Genomic DNA, 23,615 nt, shown 5'->3' with positions numbered 1-23,615 from the left:
GCTGATCGCCGTACCGTCGGCCGAGGAGACCGTGTGCTGGTGTAACGGCGGGGTCTGGATGTTCTGGCTCACTTGGCCGCCTCCTGCTCTAGTTTGTCGAACGTCGCCAGCAGCCGCGCGGTGTGCTCGGCGTACTCGTCGTAGGGCACGCCGCTGTGTGCGATGAGTGCGGCCAGCCGGTCTTCGAACCCTTGCCGGACCGAGGCCACCAGCTGCTTTCCTGCGTCGGTGAGGCTCAGCCGCCGGCGGTGCCCGCCGGCCGGGTCGGGCTGGACGTCGAGAAGCCCGTCGGCGGCGAGGACGGCGGTCATGCGGCTTACCGACGGCTCGGTCACACCGAGGTATTCGGCAAGGGTCCGTTGCGTCGAGGCCCCTAGCTCGCCCACCAGGGTCAGCGCCACGAAACGGCTGTAGGAGACGTTGTGCTCCGCCCGCAGGATCCGGTCGGCCGCCCGGTCTAGCCGGGCGGTAAGCACGTGCAGGTTGAGACTTAGATCGTGTTCCATACGCAGTAATTTAACATACTAACTTAGCTACTGCAAGTTCCTGCCTCGGCCGGTTCACCCTCGGGTGATAACCATGGGTCTGCTCGATGTCGGAGCACGTGCCGTCCATCCGCCGGACGGCGCTGCCGTCGGTGAAGCCGAGCAGGGGCGGCACGACCTCGGCGAGCCATTTCAGCGTGGCGATCCGCTCGGAGAAGACGACCACCCGGCGGTAGCTGCGGGGGCCGACTCCGATCTCCCTGAGAAGCGTCACCAACCGGGCCAGTTTGGCGGAGTCGGCGTCGGTCATCGCGCCGGCGAGCTTCCCGAGGCGGGCCAAGGCGTCCCACTCCGGTTTGAGGGTCGGCGCGATCCTCTCGCCCAGCGCTGGACCGCTTCCCACTCGTCCCGCAAATCGAGGCTGCCCTTCTCTCCCACAAGCCGGCCTAGCGCCTCCCGCTCCGGTTTCAAGCCGGTTTGCTCGCTCATCGTGTGCAGCCGGGTGATGACTGTCGTGGCGAGCGCCCGGTGGGAGGAAAGCAACGACTTGAACAGGGTGTAGGGAAACAGCCGCCGTTTGTGATCGACCTGGCCTTCTCCCCACTTCTGGGAGGCATGCTCGGCCTGGACGAGCGCAGCCAGGGCTCCGCTGACGACTACGCGCGGCTCGGCGTGCCCGTGCCCCGCGACGGCGGGCTGCGCGAGCTACTGGAGTGGGTCGAGCGCGGTGAACTCGACCGGGTGGTGTGCGAACGCATCAGCCGCGTCGCCCGCGACATGCTGCCCAGCCTCCAAGTCGAGAACCACCTGGCCTCCCGCGGCGTGGCCCTGGAGTGCGCCAACGAACCCCGCGGCGGAATGACCACCGGGCAGCTGGAGTTGCGCCGCATCGCACAGGTCCGCGCCGAGATCTACCGGCACGAGCTGATGGAGCAGTCCATGCGGGCCAGCGCCAGCACACTGCCGCCGGGTATCGGCACGGCCCGCCCTGCTACGGCTACATCGCCGTCATGGACCCGGATGCTCCTCCGGCCGCCAACCGGTTCGGCGGCGGCCGCCCCAAGATGCGCCTGGCGCTGCACCCCGACCGGCGCCGCGCCGATACCGTGAGGCTGGTGTTCCGGCTCGCCGAGACGACCGGTTAGGGGACGGCGAGAGGCGCAGCCGTCCCGTGCTGCCGCCGCCTTGCTGGCCTGGTCGGTGTCGCGCTGCGCCCACCGCTCGGCCAGCGCGGCGAGCTCGGCGTTCACCTCCGCCCTTGTCCCACGCGGCGCCGTCCCACTTGCCCGATCCGAACACCTCGCGCGCCTGGGCGTACTTCCAGTGGCGAAGCCCTCGGGGCCGCCGCTGTCTTCGGGAGGGCAGGCCCGGCCACCAGCGGGGCATCGCGGGTAGATGCTGTTCTTGGCGGCCTGGTGGATCTTCTCCACCTCGATGTCGTGGTCCCAGCAGTCGCCGAAGTCGTAGCGGTAGGCCAGCCGGCCGCCCGGCCGGGGAAGCAGGCCGGCCAGCGTCACCGCCGTCTCGTCACGGGCGTTGTCGCCGTACTCCTCCCACTCGTGAGCGAACAAGTGCAGGTGGTAGTTCTGCCAGCCCATCGCGAACTGGATCACGTTGTGCAGGTTCCAGCGATTCGCCGTCGACGGTACATGGATGCGCCGCCACACCGGCGGGTGAACGTCCCGCAGGGTGACCTGGTGGACACTGCCCACGACGGCCCTGCCCTTCGTGCGGTTGGCGAGGAAGATGGGCGTCACGGTAGCGCCCACTCGCCGAGGGACACAGCATCGGAGGATGCATCCCGGGGTTTCCCGAAACCAATCCGCCGGCTACCCGCCAGCAAGAATCGTCCGCCACGTCGCGCATGGCCGCGAGCGTCGACAGATCGCCGACCAGCGCCGCTTCGGCTTGCGGCAGCGCGACCCCCGCGTCCTCAGCCCGTGCCTCGCTGTTCGCATGGAGCACGACCGATGGCTGTTCCCTTGGGCCCCATCCAATATTGGACCGGGCCCAAGGGCAGACGTCGTGGCAGGGTCATCGCACCGCCGTGGCGCTGTCGACTGTCCATCCCTGCAGGAGAAAGCGCTGCCGGCCCTCGGCGAACATGCTGGTGATCAGCGCCAGCGTGGACGGCATCAGGGCGGCGCCGGCCAGCCCGAGCAGCAGCCGCGCCGCGATCAGCATCGTCGCGCCCGTCGAGAACGCGGCCAGCACGGACGCGGCGCCGAACCCGGCCGCGCCGATCAGCAGCAGCCTTCGCCGGCCGAGCCGGTCGCCCAGGGTGCCCATCGTGATCACGAACCCGGCCGTCATGAACCCGTAGCTGTCTGTGATCCACAACTGCTCGGTGCCGCTCGGCTGTAGGTCCGCCGTCAGCCTCGGCAGCGCCAGGAACAGGACGTTCATGTCCAGACCGACCAGCAGGGTGGGCAGCGCCAGCATGGCCAGGCCGAGCCAGGCTCGCCGCCCGGCACGGTCCACCGCCGGCGCCGTCTCGGTCGTCGTTGTGCTCATGAGGCAAACTCCTTCGGGTGGATCGTCACAGGAAGGTCGGAGCCGATCGACGGATCTCTCGACGTTTCGCCGGTTGGTCGGAGCGGCCGAGAGCTCCTTGACATCGGTACGGACGGAAATCTCTCGCGTCTGCCACGGTGGGGCGTCACCAGAGATGACGACATCGCGGTCCGGGCGATGCGACGGCGAAAACTCGTGCGAGAGTTCTGGCGGGGGATGTCAAGACGACGGCGGCGGCTCCGACCAACCAGTCGAAGGGCCCCCAGCCGGGGCTCGCGACCACGAGGAGTACGAGATGAAGTTCCTGATCAGCATGCATATCAACCCGGCCGTGCTGGACGCGCTGACCGACGAGGAGAAGGCGGCGATCGGCGACGGCCACGGCAAGTTCATCGAGGCGCTGAAGAAGTCCGGCGAGCTGATCACCACGCAGGCGCTGGTCGACCCGTCACAGGCCGCTGTGGTGTCCGTACGCAACGGCCAGCCGGTGGTGACCGACGGACCTTTCCTGGAGTCCAAGGAGTATCTGGGCGGCTTCTACCTGATCGACTGCGAGAACAAGGAGCGGGCGATCGAGCTGGCATCGCAGATCCCGGACACCGCGATCGAGGGTCTGGGGGTCGAGGTGCGGCAGGTGATGTTCGCTGACGGACAATTGGAGGCATGACAGCACCAGCCACCGAGGACCTGCTGCGTGAGCTCACGCCGCAGGTCCTCGGCGCGTTAGTACGTCGGCACGGCCAGTTCGAAGGGTGTGAGGACGCCGTACAGGAGGCCGTCCTCGCCGCCACCGTGCAGTGGCCGGCCGAGGGAGTGCCGGACAACCCGCGCGGCTGGCTGGTGACTGTCGCGTCCCGGCGGCTCATCGACCAGATGCGCAGTGACCACGCGCGCCGCGAGCGGGAGTCGGCGACGGCCACAGAGGTGGTGCCCGAGGACGTACCGGACACCGACGACACGCTCGTCCTGCTGTTCCTGTGCTGCCATCCGACGCTGACCGCGGCCTCCCAGACCGCCCTGACGCTGCGGGCGGTCGGCGGCCTGACCACTGCCGAGATCGCCCGCGCGTTCCTGGTGCCGGAGGCCACGATGGCGGCCAGGATCAGCCGGGCCAAGCAGCGCGTCAAGGCCGCCGGCAGCTCGTTCAGCCTGCCGGACGGCGCGGAGCGCGAGGAGCGGCTACGGGTCGTCCTGCACGTGCTCTACCTCATCTTCAACGAGGGCTACACCGCCTCCTCGGGCAGCGAGTTACACCGCGCCGACCTCGCGCACGAGGCGATCCGGCTGGCCAGGATGGTGCACGCGCAGCTGCCCGAGGACGGCGAGGTGACCGGGCTGCTCGCGCTGATGCTGCTGACCGACGCCCGCCGGGAGGCTCGTACGACGGCGGCCGGCGATCTGGTGCCGCTGGACGAGCAGGACCGTACGAAGTGGGACCGCGGGCTGATCGACGAGGGCATCGAGCTGGTCAAGGCGTCGCTGGCCGGCCCGGCGCTGGGGCCTTACCAACTGCAGGCCGCCATCGCCGCCACGCACGCCGACGCGGCCACGGCCGCGGCGACCGACTGGCCGCAGGTGCACGCGCTTTACCTGGTCCTGGAACGGATCGCGCCCAACCCGATGGTCACCCTCAACCGGGCGATCGCGCTCGCCGAGACCGAGGGCCCGCTGGCCGGGCTGGCCCTGCTGTCCACATTGGACGGTGACGAGCGGATGGCCGGGCATCACCGGCTGCTGTCCGTACGGGCGCATCTGCTGGAGAAGACCGGCGACACGGCCGGGGCGTACGAGCACTACCGGCGCGCCGCGAAGTCCACCGGCGGCATCGCCGAGCAACGCTACCTGGAGTCCCGGGCCAGCCGGGTGAGAACATAGATCCTGCCCCAATCCCTCCACCAGGGCCTGTTACGAACTGCGCGACCGTGGCGTGACGGTGAGGTCGCCGGCCGAGAACTTCGATCTGGACACCAAGGAAAGCCGCACCGCCAGGACTTCGCCGCGACCGCCGGAACCGGCTCCTGACCTGCACCGCCGTTCCCGGTGTGCAGGTCGCCGATCGGACGGTCGGCGGCGCCGCCGCCGCCATGCACCGTGCCGGTCTTATCCTGCTGTGCCCGGACCGGAACCTGGTCGGCGGACGGACGGCGTATACGCCCCATGAACTGCGGCGATCGATCCACCTTGAGGCCGGGGACAGCTTCGGGAGAAAGACGCCGCCGACCCGGCCGACAACGAGGACGACGAGCCGTACGTGCGGGCGGTACCGTCGGCCCAGGAGGACTCCGTCTACAGCGGACGAAAAGGAAAAGGACGGTACCCGCTCCTTTCCACTCTCAACGTATAGCGCACCGGGGGGCTTGCGGCAAGACCCGGGTCGTGCCGCAGAATCGTCGGCCGAGGCCACAACCTGCGGAAATTGGGGATGCGAAGTGCGTGTGTTGTTGTCGACGTATGGGTCGCGCGGGGACGTCGAACCGGTGCTGGCACTCGCGGTGCGGTTGCGGGCACTCGGCGCGGAGGTGCGGGTGTGCGCGCCGCCGGACGAGGAGTTCGCGGAGCGGCTGGCCGGTGTCGGCGTGCCGATGGTGCCCTTCGGCCAGTCGGCGCGCGCGCTGACGACTACGGCGCCGCCGCCGTCGTCGGCGGACCTGCCCCGGCGCGCGGCCGAGTTGATCGCCGGCCAGTTCGACGCGGTCACCGCGGCGGCCGAGGGATGTGACGCGCTGGTGGCGACCGGCATGATGCCGGCCGCGGCCGGCGCGCGGTCGATGGCCGAGAAACTGGGCATCCGCTACGTGCACGCGACCTTCCAGCAGCTCACCCTGCCGTCGCCGCACCGCCCGCCGCTGGCGTATCCGGGCCGGCCGTTCCCGCCGGACGTGACCGACAACCGGGTGCTGTGGGACCTGGACGCCCAGAGCATCAATGCGCTGTTCGGTGAGGCGCTCAACACCAACCGGGCGTCGATCGGCCTGCCCCCGGTGGACAACGTTCGCGACTACGTCATCGGCGACCAGCCGTGGCTGGCGACGGACCCGACCCTGGACCCGTGGCAGGAGACGACGGACCTCGACGTCGTACAGACCGGCGCGTGGATCCTGCCCGACCTTCGCCCACTCCCGGCCGAGTTGGTGGCGTTCCTGGACGCCGGCGCACCACCGGTGTACGTGGGCTTCGGCAGCATGCCCATGCGTGCCTCAAAGGACGTCGCCCAGGTGGCGATCGAGGCGATCCGAGCGCAGGGCCGCCGCGCGCTCGTCGCCCGCGGCTGGGCCGACCTGGCTCTGATCGACGACCGGGACGACTGCTCCGTCGTCGGCGAGGTCAACCAGCAGGCACTGTTCGGACGGGTGGCCGCCGTCGTGCACCACGGCGGCGCGGGCACGACGACGACGGCCGCCCGGGCCGGCGCGCCTCAGGTGGTGGTACCCCAGGCGGCGGACCAGCCATACTGGGCCGGCCGGGTGGCCGAGCTGGGCATCGGCGCGGCACACGACGGTCCGGCTCCGACCTTCGAGTCCTTGTCGGCCGCGCTCAAGGCGGCCCTGACCCCCGAGACCCGCGCACGAGCGAGGGCCATGGCCGGCACGATCCGCACCGACGGGGCGACGGTGGCCGCGACGCTGCTGCTCGACGCGGTCAGCCGAGAAAGGCCGCCCGTGTCCGCGTGAACCACGCGGGAGCGTCGAGCCAGGACCCAGAACACGAGAACCTGCAAACACTGGCGACCTGAACCGACAACGGCCACGGGGTCCACGTCAGGCAGAGTGTTGCCCGTCATGGCCACCAGGCACGCCGGTCCAGACGCCTTGCCGCGCGCAATGGTTGCAAGCGCCCTCAGATCGGAGCTGATGAAGTGAACCCGCTGACTACCAGCGCGTTTGACCTTCCCGACCACCTCTCCCCCAAGGCCGACCCGACGCTGATCGCCGGCGATGAGCAGCACTTCGCGGCCATCGCGGAGAGCCTCGAGCAGTCGATCGCCGAGCTGTCCGACCGCCTCGATGCCGAGCGCAAGGCGCCCGGCGGCAAAGGCCGGCAGGCGATGGACCGGGACATGGAGATCCACCGGCTGACCGCTCGCCTGCGCGCCCTGCGTCGCTTCGGTTTGGACCTGTGCCTCGGACACATGGTCAGCGCAGACAACCCCGAGCCCGTGTACGTCGGACGACTTGGCCTTACGGACAGCGCGGGTCGCCGGCTGCTGCTCGACTGGCGCTCCCCCGCGGCTGAGCCGTTCTTCGGAGCGACCCACGCCAACCCGATGGGTCTGGCAAGCCGCCGCAGGTATCGCTGGACCCGCGGCCGGATCAGCGACTACTGGGACGAGGTGTTCACCTCGGACGGGTTTGCCGGGCACGCCGCGCTCGACGACCAGTCCGCCTTCATCGCCAGCCTGGGCGGCAACCGGTCGGCCCGGATGCGAGACGTGCTCGGCACCATCCAGGCCGACCAGGACGCCATCATCCGCGCGGGATCCCGCGGCGCTCTCGTCGTCGACGGCGGTCCGGGTACGGGGAAGACCGTCGTCGCTCTGCACCGCTCCGCCTACCTCCTCTACTCCGACCCTCGCCTCGGTCACCGCCGGGGCGGCGTGCTGTTCGTCGGTCCGCACCAGCCCTACCTGGCCTACGTCGCCGACGTCCTCCCCAGCCTCGGAGAGGAGGGCGTGCAGACCTGCACCCTGCGGGACCTCGTCGCCGAGGGAGCCGCAGCAGCGACCGAGGCCGACCCGGACGTGGCCCTCCTGAAGTCGTCCGCGAACCTGGTGAAGGCGATCGAGCCGGCCGTCAGGTTCTACGAGAACCCGCCCACCAAGGGGATGACGGTCACGACCCACTGGTCCGACATCTGGCTGAGCGCCGACGATTGGGCCGAGGCGTTCGAAGCACCAGAACCCGGTACTCCGCACAACGAGGCGCGCGACCAGATCTGGGAGGAGCTGCTCACGATCCTGGTGGACAAGCTCGACGGCGAGGCCTCGGCTGATCTGCTCCGCAAGTCGCTGCTGCGGAACAGGGAGCTGCTCACGACCTTCAACCGCGCGTGGCCGCTGCTCGAAGCGGCCGACCTCGTCGGAGACCTGTGGTCGGTACCCGCCTACCTGCGGTTGTGCGCTCCCTGGCTCAGCCCCGATGACGTTCGGAAGCTGCAGCGCGCGGACGCCCAGGCCTGGACGGTGTCCGACCTGCCGCTCCTGGACGCAGCACGGCAGCGGCTCGGCGACCCGGAGGCGTCACGACGTAAGCGTCGGCATAACGCCGCTGTCGCCGCCGAACGCGAGCGCATGGCCAAGGTCGTCGATGCCCTGCTCGAGGCCGATGACGACGGTGAAGGTGTGGTGACGATGCTGCGCGGACAGGACATACGGGACGCCCTGGTCGACGAGACCGCATCGCTCAGCACCGAACCGGACCTGCTCGCTGGCCCGTTCGCGCACATCGTCGTGGACGAGGCTCAGGAACTGACCGACGCAGAGTGGCAGATGTTGCTGCTCCGGTGCCCGTCCCGGAGCTTCACCATCGTCGGGGATCGTGCCCAGGCCAGGCACGGGTTCACGGAGTCGTGGCAGGAACGGCTCGAGCGGATCGGGCTCGACCGGATCAACCTGGCCTCCCTGAGCGTCAACTACCGGACGCCGGAAGAGGTCATGGCGGAAGCCGAGCCGGTCATCCGGGCCGTGCTCCCGGACGCCAACGTGCCGACCTCCATCCGCGGCAGCGACGTCCCCGTCGTACACGGATCTGCTTCGGATCTGGGCTCGATCCTCGACACCTGGCTCGCCGCGCATGCCGGCGGGATCGCCTGCGTCATCGGCGATCCCACGTTCCGGGCGACGCCCCGCGTCCGGTCGCTGACTCCGGAGCTGTCGAAGGGGCTCGAGTTCGACCTGGTCGTCCTCATCGACCCAGAGGCGTTCGGGGAAGGCATCGAAGGAGCGGTCGACCGCTATGTCGCCATGACCCGAGCGACCCAGCAACTCGTCATCCTCACGAGCTCCTGACGTCGGCCGGGCGAACGCCCACTCCCGGCCGAGTTCGCCCTTCACCCTCCCCCGGACCGGGCACCGGCTACCGGCCCTCACCGAGGCGGGCTTGACCTTGACGCCTGTGTCAAGGTCAACGATCGGGACATGGCTTTCGACTCGCGCGAGGTCCGCCTCGACATCCACGTTCCCACCGGCCGGCCGGCCGGTCACGCTCGGCCTTTTCCAGCTGACCCGGTCCCCGGTCAGCGGCCCGGTGGTGGTGCGCAGACCCTCACGTCCTACGTCAACGAGTTCGGGGCCGCCGACGACCTGGCCGAACTGGTACGGCTCACGGCCGACGGCGCCCTGGTGCCCGAGATCGGCCGGCGGGGCTCCTGGGAGCGCTTCGCCGAGGCGGCCGACGCGCGGCCGGGAAGGCGGTCTTCGACGCCGAGCCCCACGCGTGAGCACACGCCGGGCCTGCGCGAACCGGGCGCTCGCCGCCCACCGCGTGCTGCCGGGGTCAGGGGACCGGCGGCTGGGGTGCCTGCTGCGTGTGGTGGTCCAGTAGGCGGGTGAGCAGTTGCACCAACTGGTCGCGTTCGGCGGGGAGCAGCGGGGCGAGCAGCTCTTCGTGGAGGTCGTCCAGGACCTTGTCGAGGCGGCGCAGGTGCCGGCGGCCCTGGGCGGTGATCGTGATGACGTTGCGGCGGCGGTCGCCGGGATCCGGTGCCCGCTCGACGAGGCCGCGCTCCGCCAGTTCGTTGAGGACGCCGACCATGTCGCTGCGGTAGATGCCGGCGCGTCGGCTCAGCGTCGCCTGGCTGCCCGGGCCGTACTCCTGCAACGAGGCGAGCACGGCGTAGTGCCACTTGCGGGCGTCGGCCTGGGCCAGCCCCTCGGTCATCAGCCGGTCCGACTGCGCGGACATATGTGACAGCAGGCGACTGGCCCGTCGGCGCAGTCTGTCCGGCGTCTTGATCTCGCCGTCGTCGGGCATGTCCGCGGCTTCGGCTCTGCTGGTCATGACGCCGATTCTACCCGGTTGCGTTGGTCGGACTAACGATGTAAGTTCGTTCGTGCCAGGAACATTAGGGAAGTAAACGTTAGTTCTAGAAACGGATTTGGAGATCATCGTGACGACCACAGCCCAGGACTTCGGTACCGCGCTCATCGGCCAGACCGAGAAGGCGCTCAACGCGATCCTGGACCGGCAGCTCGCCGGGACCGGCATCACCGAGCCCCAGTGGGTGACCCTCACGCTGACCGTGGTCAGTGGCGGGGCCATCGACCGGGCCGAGCTCATCCGCCGGGTCGGCGGTGCCACACGGTTCAGCCAGGCGTCGGTGGCCGAACGCATCACCGAGCTGACCGCCGCAGGGTTCCTGCGCGACGGCGGCGACGGCCGCGTCCAGGTCACCGACGAAGGGCAGGCGCGCTGGACGCAGGTCCGCACCGCGATCGGCCCGATCACCCAGGGACTGTGGGGCGACCTGCCGGCCGAGGACCTGGCCGCCGCGGGCCGCGTCCTGGGCATCGTCCTGGACAGGGCCAACGCGGTGCTGGTCGGCCCCTGAACCCTTCTTCCTCGAAACTCGCCACCTGGCACAAAGACAACATCGCCGCCCTCCAGAATGAAAGAGGATGCCATGTCCACAGATACGCTGATCGCCGACCGCATCGAGATCACCGACCTGTTCACCCGCTTCGCACGCCTGCTCGACGAGCAGCGGTGGGAGGACGCCGGCACCGTCTTCACCGACGATGTGGCGGTGTACTCCCCGCGCGCAGGCGAACTCCGCGGCATCGACAAGGTCGTCGGCTTCATGCGACAGAGCGAGGTCGAGGGGGAGCACACCCAGCACACGACCACCGACCTGCTGGTGGACATCGACGGCGACCAGGCGGCCGCCTCGGCGAACTCGCTGGTGTACTACTACCGCGACGGCCAAGCACCCCACTTCACAGGCGGCCTGCGACTGGCCGGCACCGTGGTACGGACGCCGGCGGGCTGGCGATTCCGCGAACAGCGGATCACGCCCGCCTGGACCCGCGAGAACTGACCTCTCGAAGGTCAAGGTCCACGTTCACGACGGGCCGGGCGGTGATGCCGGTGAGCGAAGCGAAGTGGTCGGCGTCTGGCGCGCATGCCAAGGCGCACCGCACAGATGCGGCGTTCACCAACAGCGCCTCCAACACTTCGCCGGGAGACCCACCCGGCACATCCAGCCATCTTCGTCGTCGGCGTCGGGGTCGCGTCTGGTGCCCGAGAACCTCGACGGTTTCAGGGCCGTCCGGGTCCAGGAGGTCCAGCAGGAAGTGCTGAACCGGGTGCTGTGGGAACAGGACGCCCAGCGCGTGAACGCGTTGTACGGCGAGGCGCTCAACAGCCACCGGCCGGCGATCGGCTTGCCGCCGGTGGACAACGTCCGCGACTACGTCTTCACCGACCAGCCGTGGCTGGCGGCAGACGCCACGCTGTGGCCGTCGCAGGGCATGACGGACCTCGACTTGGTGCAGACCGGGGCGTGGATCCTGCCCGACGACCGCCCGCTCCCGCAAGAGCTGGAGGCGTTCCTGGACGCGGGCGCACCACCGGTGTACGTGGGCTTCGGCAGCATGGCCGCGCACGCCCCGAAGGACATCGCCCAGGTGGCCATCGAAGCGAGCCGCGCGCACGGCCGCCGCGTACTCCTCGCCCGCGGCTGGGCCGACCTGGCCCCGATCGACGACGTCGACGATTGCTTCGTCTTCGGCGAGGTCAACCAGCAGGCACTGTTCCGCCAGGTGGCCGCCGTGGTGCACCACGGCGGCGCGGGCACGACGACGACGGCGGCCCGGGCCGGCGCGCCCCGGGTGGTCGTCCCCCAGATCGCGGACCAGCCGCGCTGGGCCGCCCGGGTAGCCGAGCTGGGCATCGGCTCGGCTCACGACGGCCCGACGCCGACCTTCGACTCCCTGTCCGCCGCGCTCAGAACGGCCCTGACGCCCGAGACCCGAACACGAGCGAGGGCCGTGGCCGGCACGATCCGCACCGACGGGGCGACGGTGGCCGCGAAACTGCTACTCGACGCAGTTGGCCGGGAAAGGCCGCCCGCGCCCGCGTGAACTACACGGAATCGTCGAGCCGGGGACCGGCGGGCGACCAGCAACCACCTCAGCCCGCGGCCCGTTTCTTACGCCGTTGTTCGCCGCCTACGTTCAGCGGCGTACGGTGATCAACTACGTCAACAAGCTGGCCGAGACCGAGATCGACTGGCCTCCGGCCTCCTGAGGTTCCCGGCCCAGCCGCCTGACCGGCTTGATCAACAGCAGCGCCGCCACCACGCCGACCGTCACCAGGGCCGACCCCCGCATGAAGGCGTGCGGTTCGACCAGCGCGGTGACCGGACCGGCCAGCGCCTGCCCGACAGCCATGCCCGCGACCGACCCGGCCACCTGGTAGGCGTTGACCCGGTTCACCACGTCCGGCGCGACCTGCGTCTGAACGCTGGTCGACCACATCACCGACCAGAACGCCAACGCGCACCCCCCGAGCAGGTGCCCGGCCATCAGCAGCGGCAGCGGCAGCCCGAGCGCGACCGTCAGGGGCACCGCCACGTACCCGCTCAGCGCCATCGCCCCGGCCGCCAGCGGCCTGCGCGGCCTGAGCCTGATCGCCACCAGCCCGCCCAGCACAGTGCCGAGGCCGAGCGCCGCCATCACCCAGCCATAGTTGGCCCCGATGACCTGCGACGACAGCGGCACGTACGGCCCGACCACCAGAACGCCCCAGAACACCCAGACCAGGATGACCGACCACATCCAACTCCTGGCCTTGAACTCCTCCCAGCCCCTGCGCAGGTCGCTCAGCACGTTGGAGGGCTCCGGCCTGGGTACGGGGACCCGGACCAGCAGCAGGCACACCCCGCTGACCAGGAACGTCGCGGCGTCCACCGTGTAGACGAAGACCGGCCCGGCGACGACGATGAGGACTCCAGCCAGTGCGGGACCCACCAGATTGGTGACCGCCTCGGCGATCTTCAGCGTCGCGTTGGCCCGCTGCGGATCTTTGGCGACCAGGGGGACCATGCCGTTGACGCCCGGTTCGAACATCCCGGCGGCCGTGCCCGACAAGAACGCCATCACCAGCAACAGGGCGTACGGCGGAGCACCATCCAGGAAGGCGACAGCCACGACCCCCTGGGTGACGACCCTGACCACGTCCGCGCCGATCATCAAGCGCCGGGCGCCGATCCGGTCGGCGACAACCCCGCCGAACAACATGACCAGCACAGCCGACGCGGTCCAGAGCGCGAGCACGTAGCCGACGCCCGCGATCCCATACACTTTCCCGATCGCCAGCGCCGAGGCGACGGGCATCATCGCGTCACCGAGCAGCGAGATCGTGCGGGCCCCGAAGTAGAGGGTGAAGCTCCTGGTCCACATGAGCCCCAATTCTGGATTTTTCCAGATCAGAGCACCGGTGTCCCAAATGACATCATTGGGTACATTTGCGCCATGCCCCTGGATTGCCCGGAAACGCCCCCAACGCCCCCCAGCCCGCATCGCGTGGTCGCCTTGGTCGCCCCGAACCAGGAGGTCTACCCGGTCACCTCCGCCTCAGCCGTCTTCGGCTACCACGGCCCCGACATCCCCCAGCACTACAGCTTCAGCCTGTGCGCCGAACACCCCGGCTCCCTCCCCACCACCCTCGGCGTCCCCATCCAGGTGGACAGCGGCCTCGAAGCCCTCGACAACGCCGACACCGTGGTCATCGCGGGCTGGACCCTCACCCCCTCGCCCGCCGTACTCCACGCGGTGTCCCAAGCCCACGCCCGAGGCGCCCGCATCGTCGCCGTCTGCGCGGGAATCTTCATCCCCGCCGCCCTGGGCCTCCTGGACGGCCGCCGCGCCTCCGTCCACTGGGAACTCTCCGGCGAACTCGCCGCCCGCCACCCCCGCGTCATACCCGACGACACCGTCATCTACGTCGATCACGGCGACGTCGCCACCGCCGGAGCCTCGGCCGCCACCCTCGACCTCTGCCTTCACCAGGTCCTCCAGGAGTACGGCGCGGCCCACGCCATGCGCATCGGCCGCCAGCTCGCCGCCGGTCCGCACCGCGAGGGCTGCCAGCGCCAGTACCCTCCCCTCCCCACCACCGGCCCCATGCCAGACTCCCTGGCCCCCCTGCTCGAATGGCTCCTCTCGCGCCTGCCCGACCAGATCACCGTCGAGGACATGGCCGCCTACTCGGGCGTCTCCCCCCGCACCCTCACCCGCCAGTTCGCCGACCAGCTCGGCGTCCCACCCGCCCGCTGGCTGCTGGAACGCCGCCTGGCCGCCACCCGCGCCCTGCTGGAGGAGACCGACCTGCCCGTCGAGACCATCGCCACCCGCGTCGGCCTCTCCTCGGCGGTCAACCTCCGCCGCCGCTTCCACACCGCCCTGCGCACCACCCCGGCCGCCTACCGCCGCTCCTTCCGCTGAAGGTCCCGGACGGTTCCGCCGCGATCACGACCAATGGACGAGACCCTCTCCGGCTTCCGACCGCTCCAGCGCTGCCCTGTGCGGAGCGCCGGGTCCTGGCAAAGGCGGCGGGCCTGCTCGGCGACCCGGCGGCCGAGGTGTTCAGCCGTCCGGAGGTCCGAATCGTGCATCAGCTCCGGCCCCTCGTCGATGTTCGAGGTGCTCCCGCACCGCTCGGCGGCGTCCTCAGGATCTGGACACTCGGGCGACGAGGCGCACGAACTGGAGTCAGCAGGACCTTCCAGAGCGGGGCCGTGCACCAGGTAGCCGTCGACCATGAAGCGCAGCCGCGGGCCTGACGCATCCGGAGATCGTCCCGCCGCACCTGGCACGGCATCCTCGACGACCTTGTTGATCTTCAGGCACGATGAGAGCATGGGCACCACCGTTGTCGAGATCCATGTCCCGCTGCGTGAAGCGCCGGGCCTCGCCGAGACCGACTACCAGTTCCCCTGGATTGACGAGATCGAGGAGTTCTTGTTCAGGCTGGAGGAGCAAGGTGAGGTCGAGGTCTTCGACGATGGAGAGGAGTTCGGAGACGTTTACGTCTTCTTCCTCTCCGGGGCCGACGAAAATGCCCTTCTGACCGCCGCATCCCGCGCGGCGGCTCTCGACGGAGTCCCCACAGGCGCCTTCGCCATGATCACCGACGATGAGGCGGCAGAGTTCGGGCTCGGACGCCGAATTGAGCTGCCGACGAAAAGGTGAGCCGGTCAGACGATGACGGCGCGGAGGCGAGGTTTCAAAGGGGGGGCCGAGCGCGCCAGGGGTTGACGCACGCCACCGGGGCTGAGTCTTTGGCCGTCAGCCTGGGTTCGCGCGGTGTTCCAGAAGGAGTAGCGCGATGTCGTCGGCGCGGTGCTTGGTGTGCGGGGCGTAGTCGAGAAGCGTGCCACTGAGCTGGTCGAGGTTTTCGTACGTGGCGCGGGTCAGGTGGTCGGCGAGATCGCCGATGGCGTTGTCCAGGTCGGTGCCGGGGGTTTCGACGAGGCCGTCGGTGTAGAGGACGACGACGGCGCCCGGTGGAAACGGCGCTTGGACGGTGGGGTAATCAGCATCAGGGTCGATGCCCAGGACAAGACCGGCCGGGACATCGATGACCTCGGCGGGCATCTTCGGCGGGCGCATCAGCGGCAGAGGGTGTCCCGCGTTCGCCGCGCACAGGGTGCGTAGTTGCAGGTCGAAATGGATGAGCAGGCAACTGGTGAACAGATCGGTGTCCAGGTCGATGAGAAGCCTGTTGGTGTGCCTGAGCACGTCGCCAGGGCTGACGCCGGCGACCGCATGGGCATGGATGGCGGTACGCACTTGGCCCATGAGCGCGGCGGCCGTCATGTTGTGCCCCTGGACATCTCCGATGACCGCCGCGGCCGAGGTGTCGGTCAAGCGGATCAGGTCATAGAAGTCGCCGCCGATCCCTACACCGCGGGTGGCGGGCACGTAGCGGGCGGCCACCTTCAGGCCAGGGATCTCGGGCAGGCTGCGAGGGAGCAGCGTGGCCTGAAGGCTGTGGGCGAGCCGGTCCTTGGTGTCATAGAGAAGAACGCGGTCAAGGGCCTGACCCATCAACCCGGCCAGAGCGGTGAGGGTGGCACGCTCCTCGGCGGTGAACGGATGGGGCTGGCCGAAGGCGAGCACGCAGGCGCCGACAATGTCGTCAGAGACTGCCAGCGGCAGGTACGCCCAGGCGGCCATCTGGTCATACCGCACGGCATACGGATACATCTGGCGCAGCTCGCTCCAGTTGGCGAAGAACGCGGGCTCGCCGGTTCGCAGGACGTGCTCGGCGGGGGTGGGCGAGGTCAGGGGCAGGCCATCGAACAGATCGAGGACGTCGGGATCGTAGCCCTGAGAGCCGATGACCCTCATCTTGCCGCCCTCGGATATCCAGATCGCCATGGCCTGGACCTTGAACACGGGCATGACATGGTCGGCGACCACATCGATGACCTCTCGCACGTTGAGCGCCCGAGTCAGAGCCGCCGCCATGTGGAGAAAGTTGTAGAAGACGTCTGCTCGTGGCAGCCCATCGGAGCCCAAGCCAGGCTCGTGCGTGTGCTGCTGTGTCGGATGGCCCGCCACGACAGGCGTGATTCGCAGGCTGATGCCGGACGGATCCGGATAAAGGCAAAACTCAAATTTGCGGCCATCAGGACCTCGAGCCGTGCAGCAGGTGGTCTGCTGGCTGACCACCGCAGCCCGGCATCGATCATCGAATACCGGATCCTGCAGCCAGGGCGCCACCTCCCACAGCGACTTTCCCAGCAATTCGGCCACGTTCTTGCCGAAAACGTCGGCTGCCGTGGCGCTGGCGAAGGTGATGCGGCCCTCCAGATTCAGCGCGACACAGCCTTCGTGGAGCCGGTTGAGATAGTCGGCCGCGGCCAAGGCATATTGCGGATCCGGCTCCTGGGTCTGCGCCGGAGCAAGGACGCGCGGCTCGCCGGTGGATCTCAGCGGGTGTCCGCTGTCGGCCGCCTGCTGCAGCAGGGTGCCCAGCTTATGACAGGCGAGATCGATGACCTCCAGCTCAGAGGGAGCGAGTTCGGACGGGTGCGACACCGGCCACAGCAGCACCAAAGAGCCCCATACGCGGGAGCCGGTTTGAACAGGAGCGGCAGCGGTGGCGAACGGGTACGGCAAACTGAGTGCCGTCCTGGGAAAGCGGGAGGCCAGCTCCTGATGACTGGGCACCCATATCAGGTGGCGCTGGCGAACGGCAGCGGCCACCGGAGCGCTGACGTTCATCCTGACCCTGGTCCACGGCTTGACGATTTGGGCAGGCAGCCCGATTTCCGTGTCCATGAGCAGAACCTGCGTGGCCTCCGCCAGCAGGTAGATCGCGCCGATGTGCGCTCCGGTGTCACGGACGGCCTGAGCCAGCACCTGGTCCAGCCCAGACGCATACCGTCGGGTTGCCCAGTCGGCATGGCCCCGCACGGTCTACCCCGCTCCACCCTGCGATGACATCGGTGTTGCGCCCCAAGGGCCAGCCATACGTCAACTGTAGGTATCCCCACCCAGAGCGAGGGGCACCGATTGCTAGATTCTGATTAATAAGTTGCAGGAACACGGGTACTAGGTGCGGGCGACTACGTCGATCGGATCGGAGCCCTTGGGGGCCGGCGGGTCGATCTCGCGCCCCAGCCAGGAGGAGAGCAGGACGTTGCGCACTCCCGCCCTCGTGCGCCACAGCCCGCGCGGCGGCAGCTGCGCCACCGGGACGAGGGCGGCGTTCCTGTGATGGCCGGCGGTGTCGACGAAGTTGATCCCTCAGTCCAGTGCCCGGAGGATGATCCGGACGCAGTCGTCCTGGTCGGTGTTCGCCACCCGGCCGGACATCATGATGCCCAGGCGGTAGGGGCTGACCCGGATGCCGGTCCGCCCCAGCTCGCGCGTCTTCACGGTGACGCCGTTCCCTTCGATTTCATGCAGGACCCGAGTGGGTGGTGAATCTCGGCCCCTGGATCCACTGGGTCCGATGGGTAACACCGGTCAGGACGATGCCCGATCCGGCGGGGCCCGTCACCGCTCAGGTTGATTTCTGCCCGTCGAGCGTCTCGCGCAGGATGTCGGCGTGCCCGGCGTGCTGGGCGGTCTCGGCGATGACGTGCATCAGCACCCGGCGCACGCTGCGCACCGCTCCCGGCTCGTTCCAGGGTGCCTCCGGCGTCGGGTGCGTCGCCCACAGGTCGGGGACGGCGGCGACGATCTCCTCGCTGCGGGCGGCGACCTGCTCGTAACGCGCGAGGATCCCGGCCAGCGTCTCGCCGGGCAGCATCCGGAAGTCGTTCTGGTGGTCGATCGCCCACTGCGGGACCTCGCGTGCGGTACCGGCCGCGAGGTCGGCCCAGGTGACACCGTCGGGCAGGTCGTAGCGCATCGCCGACGGGCCCTGGACCACGAAGCGCATCCACCCTTCCTCGATGGACGCGACGTGCTTGATCAGCCCGCCCAGGCACAGCGCGCTGACCGTCGGGCGCTCGCCAAGTTGCTCGTCGCTGAGCCCGCGGATGGTGTTGGTCAGGGCGGATCGCGCGGTCGCGAGCGCGGCGAGCAGGTCGCCCCGCTCGGCGTCGAGGTTTGAGGGGGGCGTGGTGGTGGCGGTCACGGCGTTCGGGCCCTTCGGGTTGTTGTCGTTGACTGGCACGCGACAACAGTCGCAGGAGAAGCGGCCAGGGAGTGGCCGCTTCTCAGGGCAATATGGGGAACATGCCGAAGACTTCAGCGCGACTGCTGGCGTTGCTCTCGCTGCTCCAGACGCGCCGGGACTGGCCGGGGGCGCTGCTGGCCGAGCGGCTGGACATCAGCCCGCGCACCGTGCGCCGTGATGTCGACCGCCTGCGCGAGCTCGGCTATCCCATAGTGGCCTTCAAGGGGCCCGACGGTGGGTACCGGCTCGAGGCCGGCACGGAGCTGCCCCCGTTGCTGTTCGACGACGAGCAGGCCGTCGCTCTGGCCATCGCACTCCAGATCGCCACCACCACTGGTGCCGGCATCGAGGAAGCCGCGGCCCGGGCGCTGAACACCGTCCGGCAGGTCATGCCCGCACGGCTGCGCCACCGGATCGACACCCTCCAGGTCACCGCCGTCGAGCGGCCCGCGATCCGGCCGGACCCACAGGTCGACAGCAGCGTGCTCATGGCACTCAGCGTCGCCGTCCACGCCCGCGAGGTGCTGCGCTTCGACCACACCCCCGCGTCCCCACCAGGGGCAGACGACCACGGCGTGCAGAACCTGCCGCGCCGGGTGCAGCCCCATCACCTCGTCACCTGGGGCGGGTGCTGGTACCTCGTCGCCTGGGACCTCGACCGGGAGGACTGGCGCACCTTCCGTGCCGATCGGATCACCCCGCGCCCCCCTACAGGGCCCCGCTTCACCCCGCGCGAGCTGCCCGGAGGTGAGGTGGCCGCCTTCGTGGCCAGCAGGTTCCGGGGCTCCGACGGCTCTGGCAACTGGCCCTGCCGCGGCGAGGTGATCCTCGACCTACCCGCCGCCACCGTGTCCCGCTACACCCGCGACGGAGTCGTCGAGGAACTCGGCCCGAACCGCTGCCGGCTCGTCCTGGGCTCGTGGTCATGGCCTGGCCTGGCCGCCACCATCGGCAGGTTCGACGCCGACATCGAGGTCGTCGGCCCGGCCGAGCTCAAGGACGCCTTCGCGCACCTGGCCCGCCGCTACACCGACGCCGCAACCGGCGCACCCGCCACGCCGCCCGCCGATCCAATGAGCCAAGCGCACGCCGACCACGGTTCGGGTGGATGGGCACAGCAGCCCCCGCTTCAGTTGTGGCGGGGCTAGAGAGGGGCTGAGCAGTCTGGGAACAGCCGTTATCGCTGAGAACGATCACGGTGAGTGGTGAGGTGGCGCTCGAGTACTTGGAGCTCCGAGTCCGGATGTGCCGCCGAGGATGCCGATGCGCTGATCCTGGTGGCCTGCTGAGCGGACTCAGAGGAGAGTCGACGAGGCGTCCTGCGGTAGTCGCGAGAGTCGGACGAACGTTTCCTCGACCTGGCGAGCGATGTCCGCTGCTGTCAGGCCAACGCGGGCGAGCACGCGATCGCGGCTGGCGTGGTCAAGGAACGCCACTGGTACTCCGAAGTCACGCATCGGCACGTCAACCCCTGCGTCGCGTAGGGCCTGTGCGACGGCGGAGCCGACGCCGCCAGCCCGTACTCCATCTTCCACCGTCAGCACCATGCGGTGCCGGGCGGCGAGGCCAGGCAGCATGTCATCGACCGGCTTGACCCAGCGCGGGTCGACCACCGTCACGGTGATGCCGTGACCAGCCAGGCGATCGGCGACCTGCAGGCACAGTGGAGCCAACGCGCCGACGGACACGATCAGGACATCTACCGCCGGTTCGGTGCCCGTGCTATCGCAATCGACTCCTACGGCGTTCGCCGTGGGAACCGTGGCTATCGCGGTAGTTCCCCGGAGCACGTCCATGCCGCCGATCCGCCCGACGGCAGGGATCGGCGCACCGACGGTTCCCTTCGGAAAGCGAACCAGTGTGGGCGCGTCGTCTACCGCCAGCGCCTCGCGCAACTGTTCCCGCAAGCGTTCGCCGTCCCGGGGTGCCGCGATCCGCAGCCTCGGCACGACTTGGAGGATGGCCATGTCCCATACGCCGTTGTGAGAGGCGCCGTCGTCGCCGGTGGTCCCCGCCCGGTCCAGGACGAACGTCACCCCGCACCGGTGCAGCGCCACATCCATCAGCAACTGATCGAAACAACGGTTCATGAATGTGGCGTATACGGCGACGACCGGATGCAGCCCGCCCGTGGCGAGTCCTGCTGCGGAGGTGGCGGCGTGTTGCTCGGCGATGCCCACGTCAAAGACCCTGTCGGGGTAGCGCTGGGCGAAGGGTTCCAGCCCGGTCGAGCGCAGCATCGCTGCTGTGATCGCCACCACGTCTGGTCGTTCGGCACCGATCCGCACCAGTTCCCCGGCGAACACCGAGGTCCAGTCCTCTCCTGCCACGCGCAGCGGCACCCCGGTGTCCGGGTCGATCACCTTGACCTGGTGGAACCGCTCGTCGGCCTGCTCGGCCAGCGGATATCCGCGCCCCTTTTCCGTAATGCAGTGCACGATCACTGGGCCGGAGAACCGTTTGGCCAGGTGCAGTGCCTGCTCCACCGCCGACCGGTCGTGACCGTCGATTGGGCCGACATACTTAAGGCCCAGGTCTTCGAACATCCCCTGCGGTGCGACGAAGTCTTTGAGCCCCTTCTTGGCGCCACGCAGAGCGTCATACAAGGGACGCCCGATCATAGGGGTGCGGTCGAGGATGTCCCGGGTGCGCCGTAGGAACCGTTCGTAGCCGTCGGTGGTGCGCAGTGCCGCCAGGTGGGTGGCCAGGCCGCCGATCGTCGGTGAATAAGAACGCCCGTTGTCGTTGACGACGATCACCAGCGGCAGCGACGGGTCGGCGGCGATGTTGTTCAGCGCCTCCCATGCCATCCCGCCGGTCAGGGCGCCGTCCCCGACCACGGCAACAACGTGACGGTCGCGCTGACCGGTGAGACGGTAGGCCTTGGCCAGCCCGTACGCCCAGCTGAGGGCGGCCGAGGCGTGCTGGTTCTCCACGAGATCGTGTGGGGACTCAGCCCGGCTCGGGTAGCCGGAAAGCCCGCCTTCCTGCCGCAACCGCGAGAAGTCCTGCCGCCCGGTTAGCAGTTTGTGCACGTACGCCTGGTGACCGACGTCGAAGATGATGCGGTCGGTGGGAGAGTCGTACACCCGGTGCAGGGCGATGGTCAGCTCCACGACGCCGAGGTTCGGCCCCAGGTGGCCACCCGTACGGGACACCGCGTCGATCAAGAACTCACGGATCTCGGCGGCAAGCCGGTCCAGCTCTGCCGTGCTGAACGCGTTGAGATCTGCCGGACCGCTGATCGACGACAGAACGCTCATGGACAACCACTGCTCCTTCGCGAAGTCTTCTTGCATGCGATTGGTGAACGGCCCGCGACGAGCCCTCAAGCGGCCGGGCCGCGCTTTGGCTCGCCGCCCGACGACCAGTCCCCCGGGATATGCGACAGGTGCCGGCGCATCAGCTCTTCGGCGAGCGCACGGTCGCCCCGCAGGACCGCCTCCAGCAACGGACGATGTTCCGCTGCGGAGTCGGCCAAGTCGCCGTCCGCGGTGAGGCTGCGCAGGTTGTACAGGCGCGTCTGGTCACGCAGACACACCACCGAGTCGACCAGTCGCCGGTTCCCGGTCGCCTCCAGCAGCAGGATGTGAAAGTCGCGATCGGCCTGAAGGTTGCCGGCCAAATCGTGCTCCTCGGCCGTCCTCTCGATGACATCGACGAGCCGCGACAGCCGCTCCGCACGATCCCCCAAGCCCAACTCGGCTGCCCGGCCCACCCCAGGAACCTCAAGCATCATGCGCAGCTCGAAGATCTCGGCGAAGTCCCGCTCGGTGAATGACACGACACGGAATCCTCGATTGGGCAGCGCCTCCAGCAGACCCTCATCGACCAGTGCGAGCATCGCCTCGCGCACCGGACTCGTGGACACCCCGAACTCCGTCGCCAACGACGCCGCCGAATACACCTCGCCCGGCACCAGCTCACCCGTGACCAGCGCCTCTCTTAGCACCGACAGCGCCTGATCACGCAGACTCATCCGCCGCAGCGAAGCACCCGTGAAAGCCATGGGAGTAAAATATCATCGATTACCCGTCACGCCTCATAGGCCGCCACCGCTGGCTCGCTACGTATCGCAGCAGGTCGTACATGCGGGTGGAGACGTCGGCCAGATGCACGCAAGCATCCAGGAATCCCGTCCACCGGTGCACCTCCAACGACAGCTCCCGCTCGTCACCGCCGGCCACCACGGCCGCAAGACCGGCCGCGGCTTCCGCGACTACAGCTGAGCCGCGTCAGTCCAGGCAGGACTAGACACGCGACGTGTTTACCAGCGTCAACGCCCTATTCGACTCTCGTCAGGGCACACAGAGGGCACAAGGCACAGTTTCACAGCCCCTCGAAGAACGCGTTCATCGCTCGCCGCGCACGGTCTGCCGCGTTCGGCATGAGGTGGCTGTAGACACGCAACGTGAACCCGGCATCACCGTGGCCGAGATATTCGGCAACCGTCTTGATGTCAACGCCGGCCTCGTGGGCCGGTCCGAGAGCTGGGTGTCTCAGGTCGAACGTGGAGTACGCCCGGTTGACCGGCTCTCGGTCCTCCAGAAGCTCGCCGACGTCCTCAGTGTCTCGGTCGCGAAGATCCGTGGAACCGCCGAGGACGAACCCACGGCGACCGAGGAACGGCCCGAGGCGTTCGACACGCTCAGGCTCGCACTGACCGGCCACCCAGCGGCCCGGGTCGTCATCGGCACCGACAGGCCCGCCGTCACTCACGAGCGCATCACCGAGCTGCACGAGCGCAAGGCCCCGGTCTGGGACATGGTCCACGGCAGCCGCTACACCGAGCTTGCCCCAGTACTCGCAGAACTGATCTCCGATCTTGAGCTTGCCGTACGGCTTGCGCCCGACGATGACCTTGCTGGCTAACTCGCGACACGCAGGCAACGGTTCGTGATCTGGGCCGTTGTGTCCAGGATCATGCGGTGCGCGGCCGTAGCTCGCCCCTACATCGGCTGCGGATGGAGTATGTCCGGTGTCA

21 protein-coding genes and 2 pseudogenes are annotated in these 23,615 nt (G+C 69.0%); 12 read left to right on the top strand and 11 right to left on the bottom strand.

Features of this window, described 5'->3' with window-relative positions; translation table 11 throughout:
• Window positions 1–68: 68 nt before the first annotated feature.
• Both MYF83_RS41040 and MYF83_RS41035 read right to left on the bottom strand, forming a co-directional pair.
• Window positions 69–506, bottom strand: a complete 438-nt coding sequence (locus tag MYF83_RS41040) for a MarR family winged helix-turn-helix transcriptional regulator (protein WP_248966228.1) — start codon at window positions 504–506, stop codon at window positions 69–71.
• Window positions 507–516: 10 nt separating this feature from the next.
• A complete protein-coding gene (locus tag MYF83_RS41035; protein ID WP_248966227.1) occupies window positions 517–888 on the bottom strand; it encodes a P-loop NTPase family protein in 372 nt (123 codons plus the stop codon).
• Between the two features lie 212 nt (window positions 889–1,100).
• On the opposite strand from MYF83_RS41035, the pseudogene MYF83_RS44710 reads away from it, so the two are divergent.
• Window positions 1,101–1,373: pseudogene (locus MYF83_RS44710) on the top strand (recombinase family protein); the annotation flags it as partial.
• A gap of 23 nt (window positions 1,374–1,396) precedes the next feature.
• On the opposite strand, the gene MYF83_RS41030 reads toward MYF83_RS44710, so the two are convergent.
• Window positions 1,397–2,242 carry a plasmid pRiA4b ORF-3 family protein gene (locus tag MYF83_RS41030; RefSeq protein ID WP_248966226.1) on the bottom strand — a complete coding sequence of 282 codons (846 nt, stop codon included), beginning with the start codon at window positions 2,240–2,242 and terminating at the stop codon, window positions 1,397–1,399.
• A gap of 310 nt (window positions 2,243–2,552) precedes the next feature.
• Window positions 2,553–2,999 (bottom strand): annotated as a pseudogene (locus tag MYF83_RS41025) (MFS transporter); the annotation flags it as partial.
• Window positions 3,000–3,294: 295 nt separating this feature from the next.
• Here MYF83_RS41025 and MYF83_RS41020 point away from each other — a divergent pair.
• The 4 genes from MYF83_RS41020 to helR all read left to right on the top strand — a co-directional run bounded on the left by MYF83_RS41020 (window position 3,295) and on the right by helR (window position 9,003).
• On the top strand, window positions 3,295–3,666 hold the full coding sequence (locus MYF83_RS41020) for a YciI family protein (RefSeq protein WP_248966225.1): 372 nt from the start codon (window positions 3,295–3,297) through the stop codon (window positions 3,664–3,666).
• Complete coding sequence (locus MYF83_RS41015) at window positions 3,663–4,874, top strand: RNA polymerase sigma factor (protein WP_248966224.1); 1,212 nt, start codon at window positions 3,663–3,665, stop codon at window positions 4,872–4,874. Before MYF83_RS41020 ends, MYF83_RS41015 begins: the two co-directional genes overlap by 4 nt.
• 554 nt (window positions 4,875–5,428) lie before the next feature.
• Window positions 5,429–6,670 (top strand): glycosyltransferase, encoded by a 1,242-nt coding sequence (locus MYF83_RS41010; protein ID WP_248966223.1) that lies wholly within the window; start codon window positions 5,429–5,431, stop codon window positions 6,668–6,670.
• A 185-nt stretch (window positions 6,671–6,855) separates the two neighbouring features.
• Entirely contained in the window at window positions 6,856–9,003 is a 2,148-nt protein-coding gene (gene helR, locus MYF83_RS41005) for an RNA polymerase recycling motor ATPase HelR (protein WP_248966222.1), read from the top strand.
• A gap of 487 nt (window positions 9,004–9,490) precedes the next feature.
• Here the strand turns inward: helR and MYF83_RS41000 are convergent, their stop codons facing one another.
• On the bottom strand, window positions 9,491–9,994 hold the full coding sequence (locus MYF83_RS41000; RefSeq protein ID WP_248966221.1) for a MarR family winged helix-turn-helix transcriptional regulator: 504 nt from the start codon (window positions 9,992–9,994) through the stop codon (window positions 9,491–9,493).
• 109 nt (window positions 9,995–10,103) lie between these two features.
• Between MYF83_RS41000 and MYF83_RS40995 the strand changes: the two genes are divergently transcribed.
• The 3 genes from MYF83_RS40995 to MYF83_RS40985 all read left to right on the top strand — a co-directional run bounded on the left by MYF83_RS40995 (window position 10,104) and on the right by MYF83_RS40985 (window position 12,075).
• A complete protein-coding gene (locus MYF83_RS40995) occupies window positions 10,104–10,544 on the top strand; it encodes a MarR family winged helix-turn-helix transcriptional regulator (protein ID WP_248966220.1) in 441 nt (146 codons plus the stop codon).
• A 72-nt stretch (window positions 10,545–10,616) separates the two neighbouring features.
• Window positions 10,617–11,030: a nuclear transport factor 2 family protein gene (locus MYF83_RS40990; protein ID WP_248966219.1), complete on the top strand. Its 414-nt coding sequence runs from the start codon at window positions 10,617–10,619 to the stop codon at window positions 11,028–11,030.
• Between the two features lie 199 nt (window positions 11,031–11,229).
• Window positions 11,230–12,075 carry a glycosyltransferase gene (locus MYF83_RS40985; protein WP_248966218.1) on the top strand — a complete coding sequence of 282 codons (846 nt, stop codon included), beginning with the start codon at window positions 11,230–11,232 and terminating at the stop codon, window positions 12,073–12,075.
• A gap of 114 nt (window positions 12,076–12,189) precedes the next feature.
• Here MYF83_RS40985 and MYF83_RS40980 read toward each other — a convergent pair whose 3' ends face one another.
• Window positions 12,190–13,395 carry an MFS transporter gene (locus MYF83_RS40980; RefSeq protein ID WP_248966217.1) on the bottom strand — a complete coding sequence of 402 codons (1,206 nt, stop codon included), beginning with the start codon at window positions 13,393–13,395 and terminating at the stop codon, window positions 12,190–12,192.
• Between the two features lie 123 nt (window positions 13,396–13,518).
• On the opposite strand from MYF83_RS40980, the gene MYF83_RS40975 reads away from it, so the two are divergent.
• Window positions 13,519–14,439, top strand: a complete 921-nt coding sequence (locus tag MYF83_RS40975) for a GlxA family transcriptional regulator (RefSeq protein WP_308201580.1) — start codon at window positions 13,519–13,521, stop codon at window positions 14,437–14,439.
• A gap of 414 nt (window positions 14,440–14,853) precedes the next feature.
• Window positions 14,854–15,186 carry a hypothetical protein gene (locus tag MYF83_RS40970; protein ID WP_248966215.1) on the top strand — a complete coding sequence of 111 codons (333 nt, stop codon included), beginning with the start codon at window positions 14,854–14,856 and terminating at the stop codon, window positions 15,184–15,186.
• 96 nt (window positions 15,187–15,282) lie between these two features.
• Here MYF83_RS40970 and MYF83_RS40965 read toward each other — a convergent pair whose 3' ends face one another.
• The 3 genes from MYF83_RS40965 to MYF83_RS40955 all read right to left on the bottom strand — a co-directional run bounded on the left by MYF83_RS40965 (window position 15,283) and on the right by MYF83_RS40955 (window position 18,628).
• A complete protein-coding gene (locus tag MYF83_RS40965; RefSeq protein WP_248966214.1) occupies window positions 15,283–17,364 on the bottom strand; it encodes a SpoIIE family protein phosphatase in 2,082 nt (693 codons plus the stop codon).
• Between the two features lie 387 nt (window positions 17,365–17,751).
• Complete coding sequence (locus MYF83_RS43495) at window positions 17,752–17,883, bottom strand: hypothetical protein (RefSeq protein ID WP_279340754.1); 132 nt, start codon at window positions 17,881–17,883, stop codon at window positions 17,752–17,754.
• Between the two features lie 127 nt (window positions 17,884–18,010).
• On the bottom strand, window positions 18,011–18,628 hold the full coding sequence (locus MYF83_RS40955; RefSeq protein WP_248966213.1) for a DinB family protein: 618 nt from the start codon (window positions 18,626–18,628) through the stop codon (window positions 18,011–18,013).
• Window positions 18,629–18,690: 62 nt separating this feature from the next.
• Between MYF83_RS40955 and MYF83_RS40950 the strand changes: the two genes are divergently transcribed.
• Entirely contained in the window at window positions 18,691–19,779 is a 1,089-nt protein-coding gene (locus MYF83_RS40950; RefSeq protein WP_248966212.1) for a helix-turn-helix transcriptional regulator, read from the top strand.
• A gap of 147 nt (window positions 19,780–19,926) precedes the next feature.
• On the opposite strand, the gene dxs is transcribed toward MYF83_RS40950, so the two are convergent.
• Together dxs and MYF83_RS40940 are read right to left on the bottom strand one after the other, a co-directional pair.
• Window positions 19,927–21,894: a 1-deoxy-D-xylulose-5-phosphate synthase gene (dxs, locus tag MYF83_RS40945; RefSeq protein ID WP_248966211.1), complete on the bottom strand. Its 1,968-nt coding sequence runs from the start codon at window positions 21,892–21,894 to the stop codon at window positions 19,927–19,929.
• A 65-nt stretch (window positions 21,895–21,959) separates the two neighbouring features.
• Window positions 21,960–22,640 carry a GntR family transcriptional regulator gene (locus tag MYF83_RS40940; RefSeq protein ID WP_248966210.1) on the bottom strand — a complete coding sequence of 227 codons (681 nt, stop codon included), beginning with the start codon at window positions 22,638–22,640 and terminating at the stop codon, window positions 21,960–21,962.
• Window positions 22,641–22,894: 254 nt separating this feature from the next.
• Here MYF83_RS40940 and MYF83_RS40935 point away from each other — a divergent pair, with 254 nt between their 5' ends.
• On the top strand, window positions 22,895–23,503 hold the full coding sequence (locus MYF83_RS40935) for a helix-turn-helix domain-containing protein (RefSeq protein WP_248966209.1): 609 nt from the start codon (window positions 22,895–22,897) through the stop codon (window positions 23,501–23,503).
• The last annotated feature ends 112 nt before the right edge of the window (window positions 23,504–23,615 follow it).

Source organism: Sphaerisporangium perillae, from assembly GCF_023276435.1.
In the GTDB taxonomy this organism is placed as follows: domain Bacteria; phylum Actinomycetota; class Actinomycetes; order Streptosporangiales; family Streptosporangiaceae; genus Sphaerisporangium; species Sphaerisporangium perillae.
This window is presented reverse-complemented; position numbering and strand designations above follow the sequence as displayed.